General features: G+C 63.9%; 13 protein-coding genes. 6 read left to right on the plus strand and 7 right to left on the minus strand.

Annotated features, from left to right (window positions below):
• Positions 1–768: BCCT family transporter (locus tag ACESL9_RS13655; protein WP_372674987.1), on the plus strand; the 768-nt coding region annotated here is incomplete at its 5' end.
• A 97-nt stretch (positions 769–865) separates the two neighbouring features.
• Here ACESL9_RS13655 and ACESL9_RS13660 read toward each other — a convergent pair.
• Positions 866–1282 carry an Hsp20/alpha crystallin family protein gene (locus ACESL9_RS13660; protein WP_372615104.1) on the minus strand — a complete coding sequence of 139 codons (417 nt, stop codon included), beginning with the start codon at positions 1280–1282 and terminating at the stop codon, positions 866–868.
• A 111-nt stretch (positions 1283–1393) separates the two neighbouring features.
• Here ACESL9_RS13660 and dtd point away from each other — a divergent pair, with 111 nt between their 5' ends.
• From dtd to metG, 3 genes are all read left to right on the plus strand, one after another.
• A complete protein-coding gene (dtd, locus tag ACESL9_RS13665) occupies positions 1394–1840 on the plus strand; it encodes a D-aminoacyl-tRNA deacylase (protein WP_372674988.1) in 447 nt (148 codons plus the stop codon).
• A 245-nt stretch (positions 1841–2085) separates the two neighbouring features.
• Positions 2086–3306 carry an MFS transporter gene (locus tag ACESL9_RS13670; protein WP_372615106.1) on the plus strand — a complete coding sequence of 407 codons (1221 nt, stop codon included), beginning with the start codon at positions 2086–2088 and terminating at the stop codon, positions 3304–3306.
• Between the two features lie 98 nt (positions 3307–3404).
• Complete coding sequence (gene metG, locus ACESL9_RS13675) at positions 3405–5117, plus strand: methionine--tRNA ligase (RefSeq protein WP_372615107.1); 1713 nt, start codon at positions 3405–3407, stop codon at positions 5115–5117.
• Between the two features lie 20 nt (positions 5118–5137).
• Here the strand turns inward: metG and ACESL9_RS13680 are convergent, their stop codons facing one another.
• The 6 genes from ACESL9_RS13680 to ACESL9_RS13705 all read right to left on the minus strand — a co-directional run bounded on the left by ACESL9_RS13680 (position 5138) and on the right by ACESL9_RS13705 (position 11679).
• On the minus strand, positions 5138–6121 hold the full coding sequence (locus ACESL9_RS13680; RefSeq protein WP_372615108.1) for an ABC transporter ATP-binding protein: 984 nt from the start codon (positions 6119–6121) through the stop codon (positions 5138–5140).
• On the minus strand, positions 6118–7095 hold the full coding sequence (locus ACESL9_RS13685) for an ABC transporter ATP-binding protein (protein WP_411269469.1): 978 nt from the start codon (positions 7093–7095) through the stop codon (positions 6118–6120). The genes ACESL9_RS13680 and ACESL9_RS13685 overlap by 4 nt, the downstream gene beginning before the upstream one ends.
• Positions 7092–7961, minus strand: coding sequence for an ABC transporter permease (locus ACESL9_RS13690; RefSeq protein WP_372615110.1), 870 nt, complete (start codon positions 7959–7961; stop codon positions 7092–7094). The genes ACESL9_RS13685 and ACESL9_RS13690 overlap by 4 nt, the downstream gene beginning before the upstream one ends.
• Positions 7958–8935 carry an ABC transporter permease gene (locus ACESL9_RS13695; RefSeq protein WP_372615111.1) on the minus strand — a complete coding sequence of 326 codons (978 nt, stop codon included), beginning with the start codon at positions 8933–8935 and terminating at the stop codon, positions 7958–7960. The genes ACESL9_RS13690 and ACESL9_RS13695 overlap by 4 nt, the downstream gene beginning before the upstream one ends.
• A 126-nt stretch (positions 8936–9061) precedes the next feature.
• Positions 9062–10618 (minus strand): ABC transporter substrate-binding protein, encoded by a 1557-nt coding sequence (locus tag ACESL9_RS13700; RefSeq protein WP_372615112.1) that lies wholly within the window; start codon positions 10616–10618, stop codon positions 9062–9064.
• A 116-nt stretch (positions 10619–10734) separates the two neighbouring features.
• A complete protein-coding gene (locus ACESL9_RS13705; protein ID WP_372615113.1) occupies positions 10735–11679 on the minus strand; it encodes a LysR family transcriptional regulator in 945 nt (314 codons plus the stop codon).
• Between the two features lie 105 nt (positions 11680–11784).
• Here ACESL9_RS13705 and ACESL9_RS13710 point away from each other — a divergent pair, with 105 nt between their 5' ends.
• Together ACESL9_RS13710 and ACESL9_RS13715 are read left to right on the plus strand one after the other, a co-directional pair.
• On the plus strand, positions 11785–13413 hold the full coding sequence (locus tag ACESL9_RS13710; protein ID WP_372615114.1) for an amidohydrolase: 1629 nt from the start codon (positions 11785–11787) through the stop codon (positions 13411–13413).
• A gap of 24 nt (positions 13414–13437) precedes the next feature.
• Positions 13438–14869, plus strand: a 1432-nt coding sequence (locus ACESL9_RS13715) for an amidohydrolase (RefSeq protein ID WP_372674989.1), incomplete at its 3' end; no start/stop codon positions are given.

Raw genomic sequence — 14869 nt, forward strand, 5'->3', positions numbered from 1 at the left:
TTGAGCGAGTTCAACATGGGCGTGGCCGCCGTGCTGCTGGTGTTCGTGGTTCTGGCGGGGCCGACGATCCTCATCCTTGAGACCTTCACCTCTGGCATCGGCGCCTATCTGCAGGGGCTCATCGGGGCCAGTTTTCGCGTCGGCGCGGCAAGCGATCCCGATTGGCAGGCCGACTGGACGCTGTTCTACTGGGTGTGGTGGATTTCATGGTCGCCCTTCGTGGGCATATTCGCGGCGCGCATATCGCGCGGGCGCACCATCCGCGAGATGATCGCGGGCATGCTGCTTGCGCCGACCTTGCTGGGGTTCTTCTGGTTCGCGGCGTTCGGCGGCACGGCCTTGTTGCTGGAATCCGAGGGCACAGGCCGCATCGCCGAGATGTCGATGGAGGACGAGGCGCTTTCGCTTTACGCGATGCTGGCGGAAATGCCGCTTGCCATGGTGACCTCGGCGCTGGCCACGCTTGCGATCGTGGTGTTCTTCATCACCTCGTCGGATTCTGGCTCGCTCGTGGATGTGATGGTGACCTCGGGGGGGCATCCAAGCCCGCCTGCGCCCTATCGCGTGTTCTGGTGCGTGACCGAGGGCGTGGTGGCGATGAGCCTCCTGTCTGCCGGCGGGCTGATCGCGATGCGCACCGCGTCGCTGACCTCGGCGCTCCCGCTGACGGTATTTCTGCTTGTTGCCTGCACCGGCCTGATACGCGCCTTGCGGATCGACGCCGCAACTGACGGACGCCCCAGCCAGGACGCCATCGCGCCGGATTGAAGCGTGCCGCGCGAAACCCGCATCACCAGTGCCCGCCGCGCCTTGCGCTTTGGGGACACTGACGATGATCCATTTATAGGGTATTCCCCGAAACGTCCTAGCCGCGCTTGATCGAGACCTTCTTCGCTTCGGTCGCTTGCGGCGATTTCCTGGGCACGCTGATGCTCAGCACGCCATCCTTGAGATTGGCCTCGATCCTTTCGCCATCGGCGTCCTCGGGCAGGCGGAACGAACGGGAAAACGCGCCATACTGACGTTCGGAAAAGAACCAGGTGTCGCCCTTTTCTTCTTTCGTGGCGCTTTTCTCGCCCTTCACGCTCACCACCCCGGAATTGACCGAGATGTCGATGTCCTTGTCCTCGACACCCGGCAGTTCCATGGTGATGTGGTAGGCATTGTCATTGGCGCTCGCATCCGAGGCCGGTGCCAGCCAGTCGGCCACCTTGGATCCGAAATTGCGAAGCGGTTCGTAAACAGAGGGCCAAAGGCCCGCCGTGTGGGATTTCTCGACCATTGTAGGCACTCCTTTGCAAGTTTACACACGTCCCATTTAGGGCGAGTCGGACACGGTCTGCATTGACCTGTGACAAGTGTCGCCATCCGGTTCACACGGAAAGGAGAGCAGATGCGCGCAGTTTTGCAACGGGTGTCTGAGGCGTCGGTTCGCGTCGGGGGCGCGGTCGTCGGGCAGATCGGTCCGGGTCTGCTGATCCTCGTCTGTGCCATGCAGGACGACACCGAGGCCGAGGCCGACCGTCTGGCCGCGAAGATCGCCAAGCTGCGCATATTCCGTGATGCGGAGGGCCGGATGAACCGGTCGGTGCGCGATGTGTCGGCTGCGGCGCTGGTGGTGTCGCAATTCACGCTGGCCGCCGATACCGCCCGCGGCAATCGCCCCGGGTTTTCGCAAGCCGCGCCGCCGGAGGAGGGGGAACGGCTCTACCTGCACTTTACCGAGGCGCTGCGCGCGCAGGACGTGCCCTGTGAAACCGGGCAATTCGCCTCGGACATGCAGGTCGGCCTCGTCAATGACGGTCCGGTGACGATCTGGATCGACACGCGCGAGGCGTGAGCGAAAGGGTTGCGCCGCGGCTTTGCCGCGTCGCGGCGGGGCCTCGCTTCGCTCGGCCGGGCCCTGGGATCGCGACGGGCCCTTGTCCGACGGTCGGCCCGGGCAAACGAGTATTTTTGCCAAGAAAGAGCAAGGACGGGCTGCGTTTGCCCGCTTTTGCTGGCTGGTGTCGCACGGGTCGATTGCGACACGATCGGGTCGCGACCTTGCTTGCCATCCGGGCGGGGGATGTCATGGTGCGGTATATGCGCCTCTTGATCTCTTTTGCCGCCCTCTTTCTCTCGGTGTTGCTGTTGCAGCTTTCGACCGGTGGTGTCGGGCCGCTCGACGCGCTGTCCGGGCTGGTGCTGGGATTCTCGCGGGCCGAGATCGGGATGCTGGGCTCGGCCCATTTTCTCGGGTTTTTCATCGGCTGCTGGTGGGCGCCGCGCGTCATGGGGTCGGTCGGCCATTCGCGCGCCTTTGCCGCCTTCACCGCAAGCGGCGCGATCGGGCTTCTGGCGCATTACCTGTGGATCGACGCCTATGCCTGGGCGCTGTTTCGCGTGGCCTCGGGGTTTTGCGTGGCGGGCGCCTATACGGTGGTCGAGGCATGGTTGCAGGCCAAGGTCACCAACGAGACGCGGGGGCGCACGATGGGGGTCTACCGGGTGGTGGACATGACCGGGTCGCTGGCGGCGCAGATGGTGATCTCGGTGCTGGAGCCGGCGTCATACGTGTCCTACAACCTGCTGGCGCTGCTCTGCTGTGCGGCGCTCCTGCCGCTCACGCTGAGCCGCACGACCCAGCCCGACACGCCCGATGCGCCCCGACTGCACCCGATGCTCGCGATCGGCCTGTCACCGCTGGCGGTGGCGGGCGTGGTGGTGGCGGCGCTTTCCTCGGCGGCGTTTCGGATGGTGGGGCCGGTTTACGGGCAGGAGGTGGGGCTGGCCACTTCGCAGATCGCGTGGTTCCTGGCCGCCTTCGTGCTGGGCGGGGCGCTGGCGCAATACCCGGTGGGCTGGCTTGCCGACCGGTTCGACCGGCGCTGGGTGTTGATCGGCATGTCGCTGGCCGCGGTGGGCAGTTGCCTTGCGACCGCGTTGATGACGGGGGTGTCGACGACGGGCATCATGCTCAATGCCGGGATATTCGGGGTGACGACTTTTCCGATCTATTCGATCTCGGCCGCGCATGCCCATGATTTCGCCGAAAGCGATCAGAGGGTCGAGCTTTCGGCGGCGCTCATGTTCTGGTTCGCGGTCGGGGCGATCGCGGCGCCCTATTCCGCCTCATACCTGATGGAATGGTTCGGCCCGCCCGCGCTCTTCGCGATGATCGCGGCGGGGCATGTCGTGCTGGTGATCTTCGGCCTGACCCGGATGCGCGCCCGCACAACGCCCAAAGAGCGCACCGCCTATGTCTGGTCGCCGCGCACCTCGTTCCTGATCGGGCGGCTCCTGGGCAAATCGCGCGAACGCTGAGCCTGCGCGGCCGGACCGGATTTCGCGGGCTTGCTGGTGGCTGGAACTCGCCTGCGCAATGGTCTAGACGGGAGCCGAGCGCAGATACCGGAGCGACCATGGCACGCCACCTCATCACATCGGCCATTCCCTATATCAACGGGATCAAGCACCTTGGGAACCTGGTGGGAAGCCAGCTTCCTGCCGATCTCTTTGCCCGCTATCAGCGGGCGCGCGGGCATGAGGTCCTGTTCCTGTGCGCGACCGACGAACACGGCACCCCGGCCGAGATCGCCGCCCAGAAGGCGGGCAAGCCGGTGGCGGAATATTGTGCCGAGATGCACGAGGTCCAGGCGGGGATCGCGCGTGGCTTCGGCCTGAGCTTCGATCATTTCGGGCGCTCGTCGAGTCCGCAGAACGAGAAGCTCACCCAGCATTTCGCGGGCCGCCTCTACGAGGCCGGGCTGATCGAGGAAGTGACCGAGAAACAGGTCTATTCCAGGGCCGACAAGCGCTTCCTGCCCGACCGCTATATCGAGGGCACGTGCCCCAACTGCGGATACGAGAAGGCGCGTGGCGATCAATGCGAGAACTGCACCAAGCAGCTTGACCCCACGGACCTGATCAACCCGCGCAGCGCGATTTCGGGCTCGACCGATCTCGAAGTGCGCGAGACCACGCATCTTTTCCTCAAGCAATCGAAGATGCGCGACCGGCTGCGCGCGTGGATCGACACCAAGACCGACTGGCCGGTGCTGACCACGTCGATCGCCCGCAAATGGCTCGACGATGGCGACGGGCTTCAGGACCGTGGCATCACCCGTGATCTCGACTGGGGCATTCCGGTCAAGCGTGGCGACGAGGACTGGCCCGGGATGGAGGGCAAGGTTTTCTATGTCTGGTTCGACGCGCCGATCGAGTATATCGCCTGCGCGATGGAATGGGTCGATGCGGGCAAGGGCGAGAACTGGGAACGCTGGTGGCGCACCGACAAGGGCGCGGATGACGTGACCTATACCCAGTTCATGGGCAAGGACAACGTGCCGTTTCACACGCTCAGCTTTCCGGCCACGATCCTCGGGAGTGGCGAGCCGTGGAAGCTCGTCGATTACATCAAGAGTTTCAATTACCTCAATTATGACGGGGGGCAGTTCAGCACCTCGCAGGGGCGTGGCGTTTTCATGGACCAGGCGCTTGACCTGCTGCCCGCCGATTACTGGCGCTGGTGGCTGTTGTCGCATGTGCCGGAGACCTCGGATTCCGAGTTCACGTGGGAGAGTTTCCAATCCGGCGTGAACAAGGATCTGGCCGACGTCCTGGGCAATTTCGTGAGCCGCGTGACCAAGTTCTGCCGCTCGAAATTCGGTGAGGAGGTGCCAGCGGGCGGAATGCCGGGCGCGCGCGAGGCGGCGCTGATCGAGGACCTGACCGCCCGCATCCGGGCCTATGAAGCGCATATGGAGGGCATGGAAATCCGGCGCGCGGCCGCCGCGCTGCGTGCGATCTGGGTTCTGGGCAACGAATACCTGCAGGAGGCAGCGCCCTGGGCCACGTTCAAGGAGGACGAGGCGCAGGCCGCGATGCAGATCCGCCTCGCGCTCAACCTGATCCGGCTTTACGGGGTTTTGTCGCAGCCCTTTGTCCCCGACACCACGGAGACGATCCGCGAGGCCCTGCGCTGTGAGGACATGCATTGGCCCGATGACGTGGCCGCGTCGCTCGAGGTGCTGGGGCCGGGCCACGGGTTCAGCGTGCCCGAGAACCTGTTTTCAAAGATCACGGACGAGCAGCGCGAAGACTGGCAGGCGCGGTTTTCCGGCACGCGGGGGTAAGGCGTGCGGCGGCCCCCGCCTCAGGCGGCGACCGGGCCGGGAAAGTGACAGGCAACGCGGGTCGGGCCCTTGTCTTCGAGATCGGGCTGAACCTCGCGGCAGATGTCCTGCGCGCGTGGACAGCGGTCGGCGAAGGCGCAGCCCGGCGGCGGGTTGATCGGCGAGGGCGGATCGCCAGAGATCTTGAGCGGACGGACATAGCCCTTCGACTTGCGCCGGGCGAGTGACGGCGCCGCGGACAAGAGCGCCTGTGTATAAGGGTGTTGTGCCGAGTCGAAGAGCGCGCCGCGGCTGGCATGTTCGACGATCTTGCCCAGGTACATCACCGCCACATCGTCACAGACATGGCGGACCACGCCGAGATCGTGACTGATCAGCAGATAGCTGAGCCCCAACTCGTCCTTGAGCCGGGCCAGAAGGTTGAGGATTTGCGCCTGGATCGCCACGTCGAGCGCCGAGACCGGTTCGTCGCAGACCAGGAGCTTGGGGTTGGTGGTGAGCGCGCGGGCGATGGAAATGCGCTGGCGCTGGCCGCCCGAGAACTGGTGTGGAAAGAGGTTGAGCTGATCCGGGCGCAGGCCGACGAGCTTGAACAGGTCGCGCACGCGGGCGACACGCTCTTCCATCGTGCCCATCTCCATCAGGTCCATCGGTTCGCGCACGATGTCGATCACGCGCGCCCGCGGGTTGAGCGATGAATAGGGGTCCTGGAAGATCAACTGGACGTCGCGCCGGCGGGCGCGCATCTCTTCGTCGGACAATGTCAGAAGATCCTGGCCCTCGAACAGCACCTGGCCACCGGCTGCCTCGGTCAGGCGGATCGCGGCCATGGCGGTGGTGGTCTTGCCCGAGCCGCTTTCGCCGACGATGCCGAGCGCGCGGCCCTTTTCGAGCGTGAACGAGACTTGCCGCACCGCTTCGAGCACGGGGCGCGGGCCGAACAGGCCCTTGCGCGGCATGTCGAACTGCACGGTGAGATCGCGAACGTCGAGAAGCTTGGTCATATCCGGCCCTCCTCGACGGCGTGGCAGGCGGCGGGATGATGGTCATGGTTTACCAGGAGCGGCTTTTCGCGGCGGCAGCGCTCATTGGCGTGTTCGCAGCGCTCGGCAAAGGCGCAGCCGGCGCCCAGAAGGTGCAGCGGCGGCACGACGCCGGGGATCTCCTTGAGCGCGTGATCCTCGCGCCCGAGAGCGGGGATGCAGTCGATCAGCCCGCGCGCGTAAGGGTGCTGCGGGAAATCGAGCACGTCGTCGGCGCGGGCCTCTTCGATGATGCGGCCGGCATACATCACCGCCACCCGGTCGGCCATTTCCGAGATGGCCCCCATGTCATGGGTGATCAGGACGATCGCCGCGCCGAAATCGCGCTGGATCTCGTTCAGCAGGTCGAAGATCTGGGCCTGCACCGTCACGTCTAGCGCGGTTGTGGGTTCATCGGCGATCAGCACCTTGGGTCGGCAAGAGACCGCCATGGCAATCATCACCCGCTGACGCATCCCGCCCGAAAGCTGGTGTGGATAGTCGTGGACGCGGGCCTTGGGCGAGGGGATGCCGACCCGGTCGAGCAGCGCCACCGCATCCTTGAGCGCCTGGTCGTGGCTGACCTTCTGGTGCAGCATGATCGCCTCGGCGATCTGGTCGCCCACGGTAAAGACCGGGTTGAGCGATGTCATCGGTTCCTGAAAGATCATGGCGATGTCGGCGCCGCGCATCGCGCGGAGTCGCGAGGGGCGGGCGCCGACCAGTTCCTCGCCGTCAAGGCGGATCGAGCCACCCGCGATCCGGCCCGGCGGCGACGGGATGAGTCCCATCGTGGCCAGCGCGGTGATCGACTTGCCACAGCCCGATTCGCCCACCACGCCCAGTGTTTCGCCCGCGTTGACATGGAGCGACACCCCGTCGAGGGCGGTGACCTGTCCATAGCGGGTGTTGAACGTGACCCTGAGGTCGCTGATGTCGAGAAGGGCCGTCATCACCGCTCCCTCAGTTTCGGGTTGAACGCGTCGTTGAGGCCGTCACCGATGAGGCTGACCGCGAAGACGGTGAAGAAGATGGCAAGGCCGGGGAAGGTTACCGGCCACCACGCATCTAGGATGTAGTCGCGGTTGGCGCCGATCATCAGGCCCCAGCTCATCACGTTTGGATCGCCCAGGCCCAGGAAGCTCAGCCCGGCCTCGAAGAGGATCGCGATGCCGATGGTCAGGGTGGCCGACACGATCAGCGGGGGCATGGCATTGGGCAGGATCACCTTCCACATGATGCGCATGTTGCGCGCGCCGATGGCGCGGGCGGCGGTGACGTATTCAAGCTCCTTGATCCTGAGAAACTCGGCCCGGGTGAGGCGCGCGGTCTGCGGCCACGAGACCACGCCGATGGCAATCGCGATGGTCCAGAGCGATGGTTCGAAGAGCGTGACCAGAACCATTGCGAACAAGAGCGCAGGCAGGACCTGGAAGAACTCGGTGATGCGCATCAGAAGATTGTCGATCCAGCCGCCATAGAACCCGGCCAATGAGCCGAGGGCGATGCCAATCACCATGGTGATGGCGGCCGCGGCGGCGCCCACGGCGAGGGTCGGGCCGCCACCGGTCAGCATACCGGCCATGATGTCGCGTCCGAGGTAATCGGTGCCGAGCGGATATTCGGGCGTGACACCGGGGGCTTCGTGCGGGGCCCAGACCACGTCGTAGGGATCGCCGGAATAGAAGAACGTGCCGTAGAGCGTCGCCAGCACGATGAAGGCAAGGATCACCATGCCGACCAGCGCGGGCACATTGCGCCGGAACATACGCCATGCTTCGCGGGCGGGGGATTCGGCCTTGTAGTCGGGCGTGTCGGTCATGATTTGCCTCTGAGCCTGGGGTCTGCCCAGCGATAGGAAATGTCGGTCAGGATATTGGCCACGACCACCATGGCCGAGGCGAAGAACAGAACCCCCATGATGGTGGGGTAATCGCGGCGCAGGATCGAATCGAACGCAAGCCGACCCATGCCGGGCCAGTTGAACACGGTCTCGACCAGCAGGGCGCCCGAGATGAGATTGCCGAATTGCAGGCCGGCGACGGTCAGGATCGGCAGCGCCGCGTTGCGCAGCGCGTGTTTGAAGAGCACGGTCTTTTCGGCCGCCCCCTTGGCGCGTGCGGTGCGGATGTAGTCGGAGCCCAGCACCTCCAGCATGGAGGCGCGCGAAAGCCGCGCGTATTGCGCGAGATAGATGATGGCGAGGGTGAATGCGGGCAAGACGAGGTGGTGTGCGACATCAAGCGCCCAGGTCAGGCCGCCGGCGCTGCGCAGGCGGACCGACTGCATCCCCTCGACCGGAAAGATCGGAAGGACCGAGGCGAACAGGATGATCAGCATGATCCCGGTCCAGAACACGGGAACGGCATAGCCGATCGTGGCAAAGACCGAGACGAAGCCCGACATCACGCCATTGGGTTTGCGCGCGGCGATGACGCCGAGAAAGACACCCAGGAGGATCGAAAGGATCTGTGCCGTGATCACCAGAAGGATGGTTGCGCCGATACGTTGCCCGATAAGTGACGACACGGGCTGATCGAAGAAGAAGCTCTTGCCAAGGTCGCCTTGCAGCACGTTGCCGACATAGATGCCAAGCTGCGTGATCACCGGCTTGTTGAGGCCGTAATCCTCGCGAATGCTTGCGAGCATCTCGTCCGAGGCGCCGCCCATTTCGCCGGCAATGACCACCGCGGGATCGCCGGGGGCAAGACGTATCAGCAGGAAGTTCAGTACGACCACGCCGAGCATCAGGATGAGCCCATAACCGACGCGGCGGAGAATGTAGGAAGAGCTCATGCGGCGTTCCTTCGGGGACGTGAATGCGGCGAAGCATGACAGGCTGTCCGAGCATGTCGTGATCTGCCAGGAAAGAACCGGCCGGAGCCCTGCCACGGGGTGACCCGTGGCAGGGAGGGGCCCGGGTTACTCAGACCATTCGAGACGGTCCAGCGGGTGCATGGTGCCCCAGATGCCCTTGGGCGGGTTCATCAACCGGTTGTCATAGGCGGTGTGATAGGGGGTCGCGTTGATGAAGTAGATCGGCACGTCCTGCGCGATGATGTGCTGGAACCGCGAATAGAGTTCCTTGCGCTTGTCCGGGTCCTGTTCGATCGCCGCGGCGTTCAGGATTTCGTCTACCTCTTCGTTGCAATAGCTCTGGGTGTTGGACCAGATCACGCCCTCCCGGATGTTCGAGCACAGATAGGTGCGGTGCACCCCGACCACCGGGTCGCCCCAGTTGAACACGACGTCCATGGTGAGTTCGAATTCATGCCCGCTGACGCGGCCCGCCCATGTCGGGAAATCCGGCGCCGAGCGCACGGTCAGGTCGATGCCGATCTTCTTGAGCTGCGACTTGAGATACTCGGCGACCGATTGCTGCTGTTCCTTGGTGCCGGGAATGAAGTCGATGGTGAGTTCCATCCCGTCGCCGAAGCCGGCCTCGGCCATGAGTGCGTTGGCCTTGTCGAGGTCGACGTCATAGGCTTCGATCGTGTCATCGAAGAAGGGCGAGCTTTCGATGATCGGGCCACGTTGTTGCGTCGAGACACCGCGATGCAGGGCATTGGTGATGAATTCGCGGTCGGTTGCATAGGCGATGGCCTGGCGTACCCGCACATCGCTGAGCTTTTCGCTCTTGGTGTTGAAAGCCAGCCAGTTGATCGGGCCGACGGCGGCATAACCTTCATCGGTGATCTCGATGTGATCGGCCTTTTCCAGTCGGAGGATTTCCTGGCTGCCCGCCATGAAGGGATACATGTCGACATCGCCATTTTCCATCGAGATCAGCAGGGATGAGGGATCCTTGACCATGTTGATGATGATCTCGTCCAGCTTGGGGCGACCGTCGATGAAGAAATCCGGATTCTTCTTGAGGATGATCGCCTCACCGGCGGTGAACTCTTCGAGCATGAAGGGGCCAGATCCGACCGGTTCGCTGTTGGCGGGGTGCGATTTCACGTCTTGCCCGTCATCGAAGATATGCTTTGGAAGCACCGGGGCCAGCGCAGGGGACAGCGCCAGCAAGAGCGCCGGGTGCGGTTGGCTGAGCCGGATGACGACGGTGTGCTCGTCCGGGGTCTCGATCGTGTCGACCGGGGCAAACATCGACTGGAAGGGGTGGTTCTCCTTGGTCGTCATGATCGAGAAGGCCACGTCTTCGGACGTGATCGGCTCACCGTCATGGAAGGTGGCGTTCTGCACGAGGTTGAGCGTGACCGACAGGCCGTCGTCGCTGACGTCCCAGCTTTCGGCGAGATAGGGCTGGGGTTCCCAGTTTTCGTCATAGCGCAGCGGCGAGGCGAAGATCTGGGTCGATGGGACGGCCGTCGCGATGCCCGACTGTACCGCCCCGTTGAGATGGCGCGGCACCTGGGTCGAGCCGATGACGAGTGTGCCGCCTTCTGCAAAGGCAGGTGCAGATCCGAGCGATCCAGCCGCGATGGCCGCCGCGCCCAATAGTCGCGTAAGATGTTTCATTGGTAGACTCCCGGTTGGTTCATTATGAATTCTTTGTTTTCTTCCTATCATTGTTAGCGATGACATATGGCACAGAAAACAGTGTTTTCTGGATCGAGAAAAAGCAAAAAATGTGCTTAGAGGGTGATGGTTCTCTCGGTCTCGCCCAGAAGCAGATGGTCGAACCCGCCATTCTCGGCGAGATCCGTCACGATCTTGAGCACCGCCTGCACCATGGCCGACCTCAGCGACCCGGATGTGCAGGACACGCCGAATTCCGGCGATGGGACGTTGCCGCGCAGCGGGCGGACCACATAACCGTTCTGTCCCGAGCGGTCGTTCGGGCCACAGATATTGAGAAGGGAATAGCCGAAATCGGCCGCCACCAGCCCGCGCAGCACCGACGAGGATTTGGTGCGATGCACGACGTTGGGGCGCAGCCCGCGTGACGAGAAGATCTCTCGGAAATACCGCTCGGTGGTGGGCAGATCGAGCAGGATCATCGGCAGGTCCGCGAGATCCTCCAGCGCCACGGAATCGTCCAGTGCCAGCGGTGAGTTTTGCGGCAACAGTGCCCATGGCCGGGCGTGAAAGAGCGACTTGAAGGGCATTTTCTCGGGCGTGTTGCGTCGATAGGTCAGGGCCAGATCGACCGATCCGGTGTGCAGCAGATCGCTGATCGTCTGCATGTCGCCTTCCTTGAGGTCAATCCGGATCGAGGGATAGGCACGCGCCACATGCCGCAGGACCGGCGGCAGTACATGTGGCGCGCTGGGCGCATAGCAGGCGAGGCTGAGCGTGCCCGAGGGCGCACCCGACAGCGACAGCAATTCGGATTCGAACACCCGCGCCTGCTCCAGGAAACCGGTGACCAGCCGGCCCACCCTTTGCCCCGTCTCGGTGGGCACGAGGCCCTTGGCTGGAATCCGGCGGAAAAGCTCGGCGCCGACATGCTGCTCCACCGAGTCGATCGCTGCGGTGATCGAGCTTTGCGAGATGTTCATCTCGATTGCCGCGCGCGCGATCGAGCCGGTGCGCAGGACGGCATCGAAATAGCGCAATTGTTTGAGCGTGAAGTGCATGGTGCAACTGTTCCAACATGAAATCGGGTTTGACCTGACAGTAAAACCATTTTTCCGAAGGGCAAGCCGGGGCGTAACATTTCGTCACAACGAAAGGACGGCATCATGGGCGAGATAACGGTTTTCCGGGCGCAAAAGATCGTGACGATGGATCCGAACCGTCCGGAAGCGACCCATGTCGCGGTGCGCGAAGGGCGGATCCTGGCCGTGGGGCGCGCCGATTGTGCCGACCAATGGGGCAAGGTGGTGCATGATGACAGCCTGGCCCATGCGGTTCTGATGCCCGGATTTGTCGAGGGCCACAGCCACATGGCCGAAACCGTGTTCTGGGATTATGCCTATGCCGGCTTTCACGACCGCATCGACCCTGACGGGCGGCTCTGGCGGGGCAAGACCGATATCGAGACGGTGATCGCAGATCTGCGCGCGCATATCGAAACCCTGCCTGCCGATGCGCCGCTGATTGCCTGGGGGTTCGACCCGATCTTTCTGACGGGTGAACGGCTCAATCGCGACCATCTCGACCGGGTGAGCGATGAGCGCCCGGTGGTGGTTCTGTTCTCGTCGGGGCACTTGATGTGCGTGAATTCCAAGGCGCTTGCGGCGGTCGGCTATGACCGAGAGAGCAATATCGAAGGGGTGATGCGCCGCGGCGATGGTGAACCCTCGGGCGAGTTGCAGGAAATGGCGGCGATGTTCCCGGTGATGCGGCGAATGGGAATGGACACGCGCACCCGGTCGCATCTGCCCGATCATGTCGATGCCTTCGGCCGGATCTGTGTGCGCGCGGGTGTGACGACGGCGACCGATCTTTTCGCGATGCTGACCGATGAGACCGCGCAAAGTCTTATCGCGGCGACGGCGAAACCGGGCTATCCCGTGCGGGTGGTGCCCGCGGTTTCGACGATCCACAGCTCGGCCGAAGAGGTCAAGGCGCAGGTTGATGCGCTGGCCGCGCAGAACCACGAAAAGCTGCGCATCGGGGCGGTCAAGCTCATGACCGACGGCTCGATCCAGGGTTTCAGCGCGCGGGTGAAATGGCCCGGTTACGTGGGTGGGCAGCCCAATGGTATCTGGAACATGGCCCCCGAAGAAATTTTCAGCACCTGCGAGATGATGCAGCAGGCGGGCATCCAGATGCATATCCACACGAATGGCGACGAGGCCAGTGAGTTGGTGCTGGACGCGCTGGCAGCCGCGGCGCGCAAGCACCCCTGGCCGGGCGCGCGCCACGTGTTGCAACATGCCCAGATGATGGGGCCGGCGCTCTTTGCGCGTGCGGCGGAGCTGGGGGTTTGCGTCAATCTTTTTGCCAATCATATCTGGTATTTCGGCGACCAGCACGCGACCATGACAATTGGTGAGGATCGCGCGGCGCGGATGGACGCGTGCCGCTCAGCTCTCGATGCGGGCGTGCATCTCGCGATCCATTCGGATTCGCCGGTGACGCCGATGGGGCCGCTTTTCACCGCCTGGTGCGCGGTCAACCGGCAGACCATGTCGGGCCGGGTGCTGGGCGAGGCGCAGCGGATCACGGTGGACGAGGCGCTTTTTGCGATCACCATGGGGGCGGCCTACACGCTCAAGATGGACGCGGAAGTGGGTAGCATCGAGACCGGGAAACGCGCCGATTTCGCGGTGCTGGGCGAAGATCCGAGGGCTGTTGCCCCCGGGACATTGAAAGACGTGCCGGTGCTGGGCACGGTCACGGGCGGGCAACTCAACCTGCTGTGAAGATTCATGAAAAGAGAGGCGAAGATGTCGGGTATAACAGTATTCAAGGCCAAAAAGGTCATCACCATGGACCCGAACCGGCCCAGTGCGACCCATGTCGCGGTGCGCGACGGGCACATCCTGGCGGTGGGCAGCGCGGACTGCGCCGACCAGTGGGGCGAGGCCAGCCATGATGACAGGTTTGCCGATGCGGTGCTTATGCCCGGGATGGTGGAAGGGCATGCCCACATGATGTCGGGGGCAATGTGGAATTTCGCCTATGCGGGGTTTCACGACCGCATGGACCCGAACGGCAAATGGTGGAAGGGCAAGCCCGACGTGGCCGCCGTCGTGCGCGATCTGGGCGAGTATGAAAAGGGCCTGGCTGCGGGCGAGCCCCTGATCGGCTGGGGACTCGACCCGATCTTTTTCGAGGGCGAGCGGTTGTCGCGTTACCATCTCGACCAGATCACGACCGAGCGGCCGGTGGCGATCATGTTCTCGAATTTCCACCTGATGTGCGTGAACTCCAAGGCGCTGGAGATGGCCGGATACGATGCGGCGACCAATGCAGAGGGCGTGGTCAAGGGTGCCGATGGCGCGCCCACCGGCGAGTTGCAGGAAATGGCCGCAATGTTCCCGGTCATGCGCAGATTGGGCATGGATTTCAGGGGGTTGAGCCAGAAGCCCGAGGCAATCCACTCCTATGGCGAGGTCTGCAAGCGGGCCGGTGTGACCACGGTGACGGACCTTTACTCGCAGATGGAGGAGGATGATCTCGGCAGCCTTCTGGAGGTGACGTCGGGGGCGGATTTCCCGGTGCGGCTGGTGCCGGTGCTGGGCGTGGCGGGGACGGACCCCGACCAATCGGCGAATCGGGCGCTGGCGCTCAGGGCGAAATCCACCGACAAGCTGCGCCTCGGGGCGGTCAAGGTGATGACCGATGGGTCGATCCAGGGCTGGACCGCGCGGGTCAAGTGGCCCGGCTATGTCGGCGGACAGCCCAACGGGATCTGGAACATGTCGCCCGACGAAATCCACCGCATGGTCGAGGTTATGCAGGCCGCGGGTGTGCAGATGCATCTTCACACCAATGGCGACGAGGCCAGCGAAGTGGCAATCGACGCCATGGCCGAGGCGGCACGCAAGCACCCCTGGCCGGGGGCGCGGCACGTGCTGCAGCATTGCCAGATGATGGGCCGGGACCAGTTCGAACGCTGTGTCGAACTGGGTATCTGCACCAATATTTTCTCCAATCATATCTGGTACTTCGGGGATCAGCACGCCGCGCTTACCCTGGGCGACGCGCGCGCCGAGCGGATGAACGCGGCGCGGATGGCGCTGGACACGGGCGTGTATGTAGCGATCCATTCGGATGCGCCGGTGACGCCGATGGGGCCGCTTTTCACCGCCTGGTGCGCGGTCAACCGGCAGACCATGTCGGGCCGGGTGCTGGGCGAGGCGCAGCGGATCACGG

Origin of the sequence: Aquicoccus sp. (assembly GCF_041686535.1) — a bacterium.
In the GTDB taxonomy this organism is placed as follows: Bacteria; Pseudomonadota; Alphaproteobacteria; order Rhodobacterales; family Rhodobacteraceae; genus Aquicoccus.

What these genes read in the sequence shown, in the direction of transcription:
- dtd (WP_372674988.1), top strand. Translation starts at nt 1,394, where the DNA reads ATGCGCGCAGTTTTGCAACGGGTGTCTGAGGCGTCGGTTCGCGTCGGG.
- ACESL9_RS13690 (WP_372615110.1), bottom strand. Translation starts at nt 7,961, where the DNA reads ATGACCGACACGCCCGACTACAAGGCCGAATCCCCCGCCCGCGAAGCA.
- ACESL9_RS13660 (WP_372615104.1), bottom strand. Translation starts at nt 1,282, where the DNA reads ATGGTCGAGAAATCCCACACGGCGGGCCTTTGGCCCTCTGTTTACGAA.
- ACESL9_RS13710 (WP_372615114.1), top strand. Translation starts at nt 11,785, where the DNA reads ATGGGCGAGATAACGGTTTTCCGGGCGCAAAAGATCGTGACGATGGAT.
- ACESL9_RS13695 (WP_372615111.1), bottom strand. Translation starts at nt 8,935, where the DNA reads ATGAGCTCTTCCTACATTCTCCGCCGCGTCGGTTATGGGCTCATCCTG.
- ACESL9_RS13670 (WP_372615106.1), top strand. Translation starts at nt 2,086, where the DNA reads ATGCGCCTCTTGATCTCTTTTGCCGCCCTCTTTCTCTCGGTGTTGCTG.
- ACESL9_RS13680 (WP_372615108.1), bottom strand. Translation starts at nt 6,121, where the DNA reads ATGACCAAGCTTCTCGACGTTCGCGATCTCACCGTGCAGTTCGACATG.
- metG (WP_372615107.1), top strand. Translation starts at nt 3,405, where the DNA reads ATGGCACGCCACCTCATCACATCGGCCATTCCCTATATCAACGGGATC.
- ACESL9_RS13700 (WP_372615112.1), bottom strand. Translation starts at nt 10,618, where the DNA reads ATGAAACATCTTACGCGACTATTGGGCGCGGCGGCCATCGCGGCTGGA.
- ACESL9_RS13705 (WP_372615113.1), bottom strand. Translation starts at nt 11,679, where the DNA reads ATGCACTTCACGCTCAAACAATTGCGCTATTTCGATGCCGTCCTGCGC.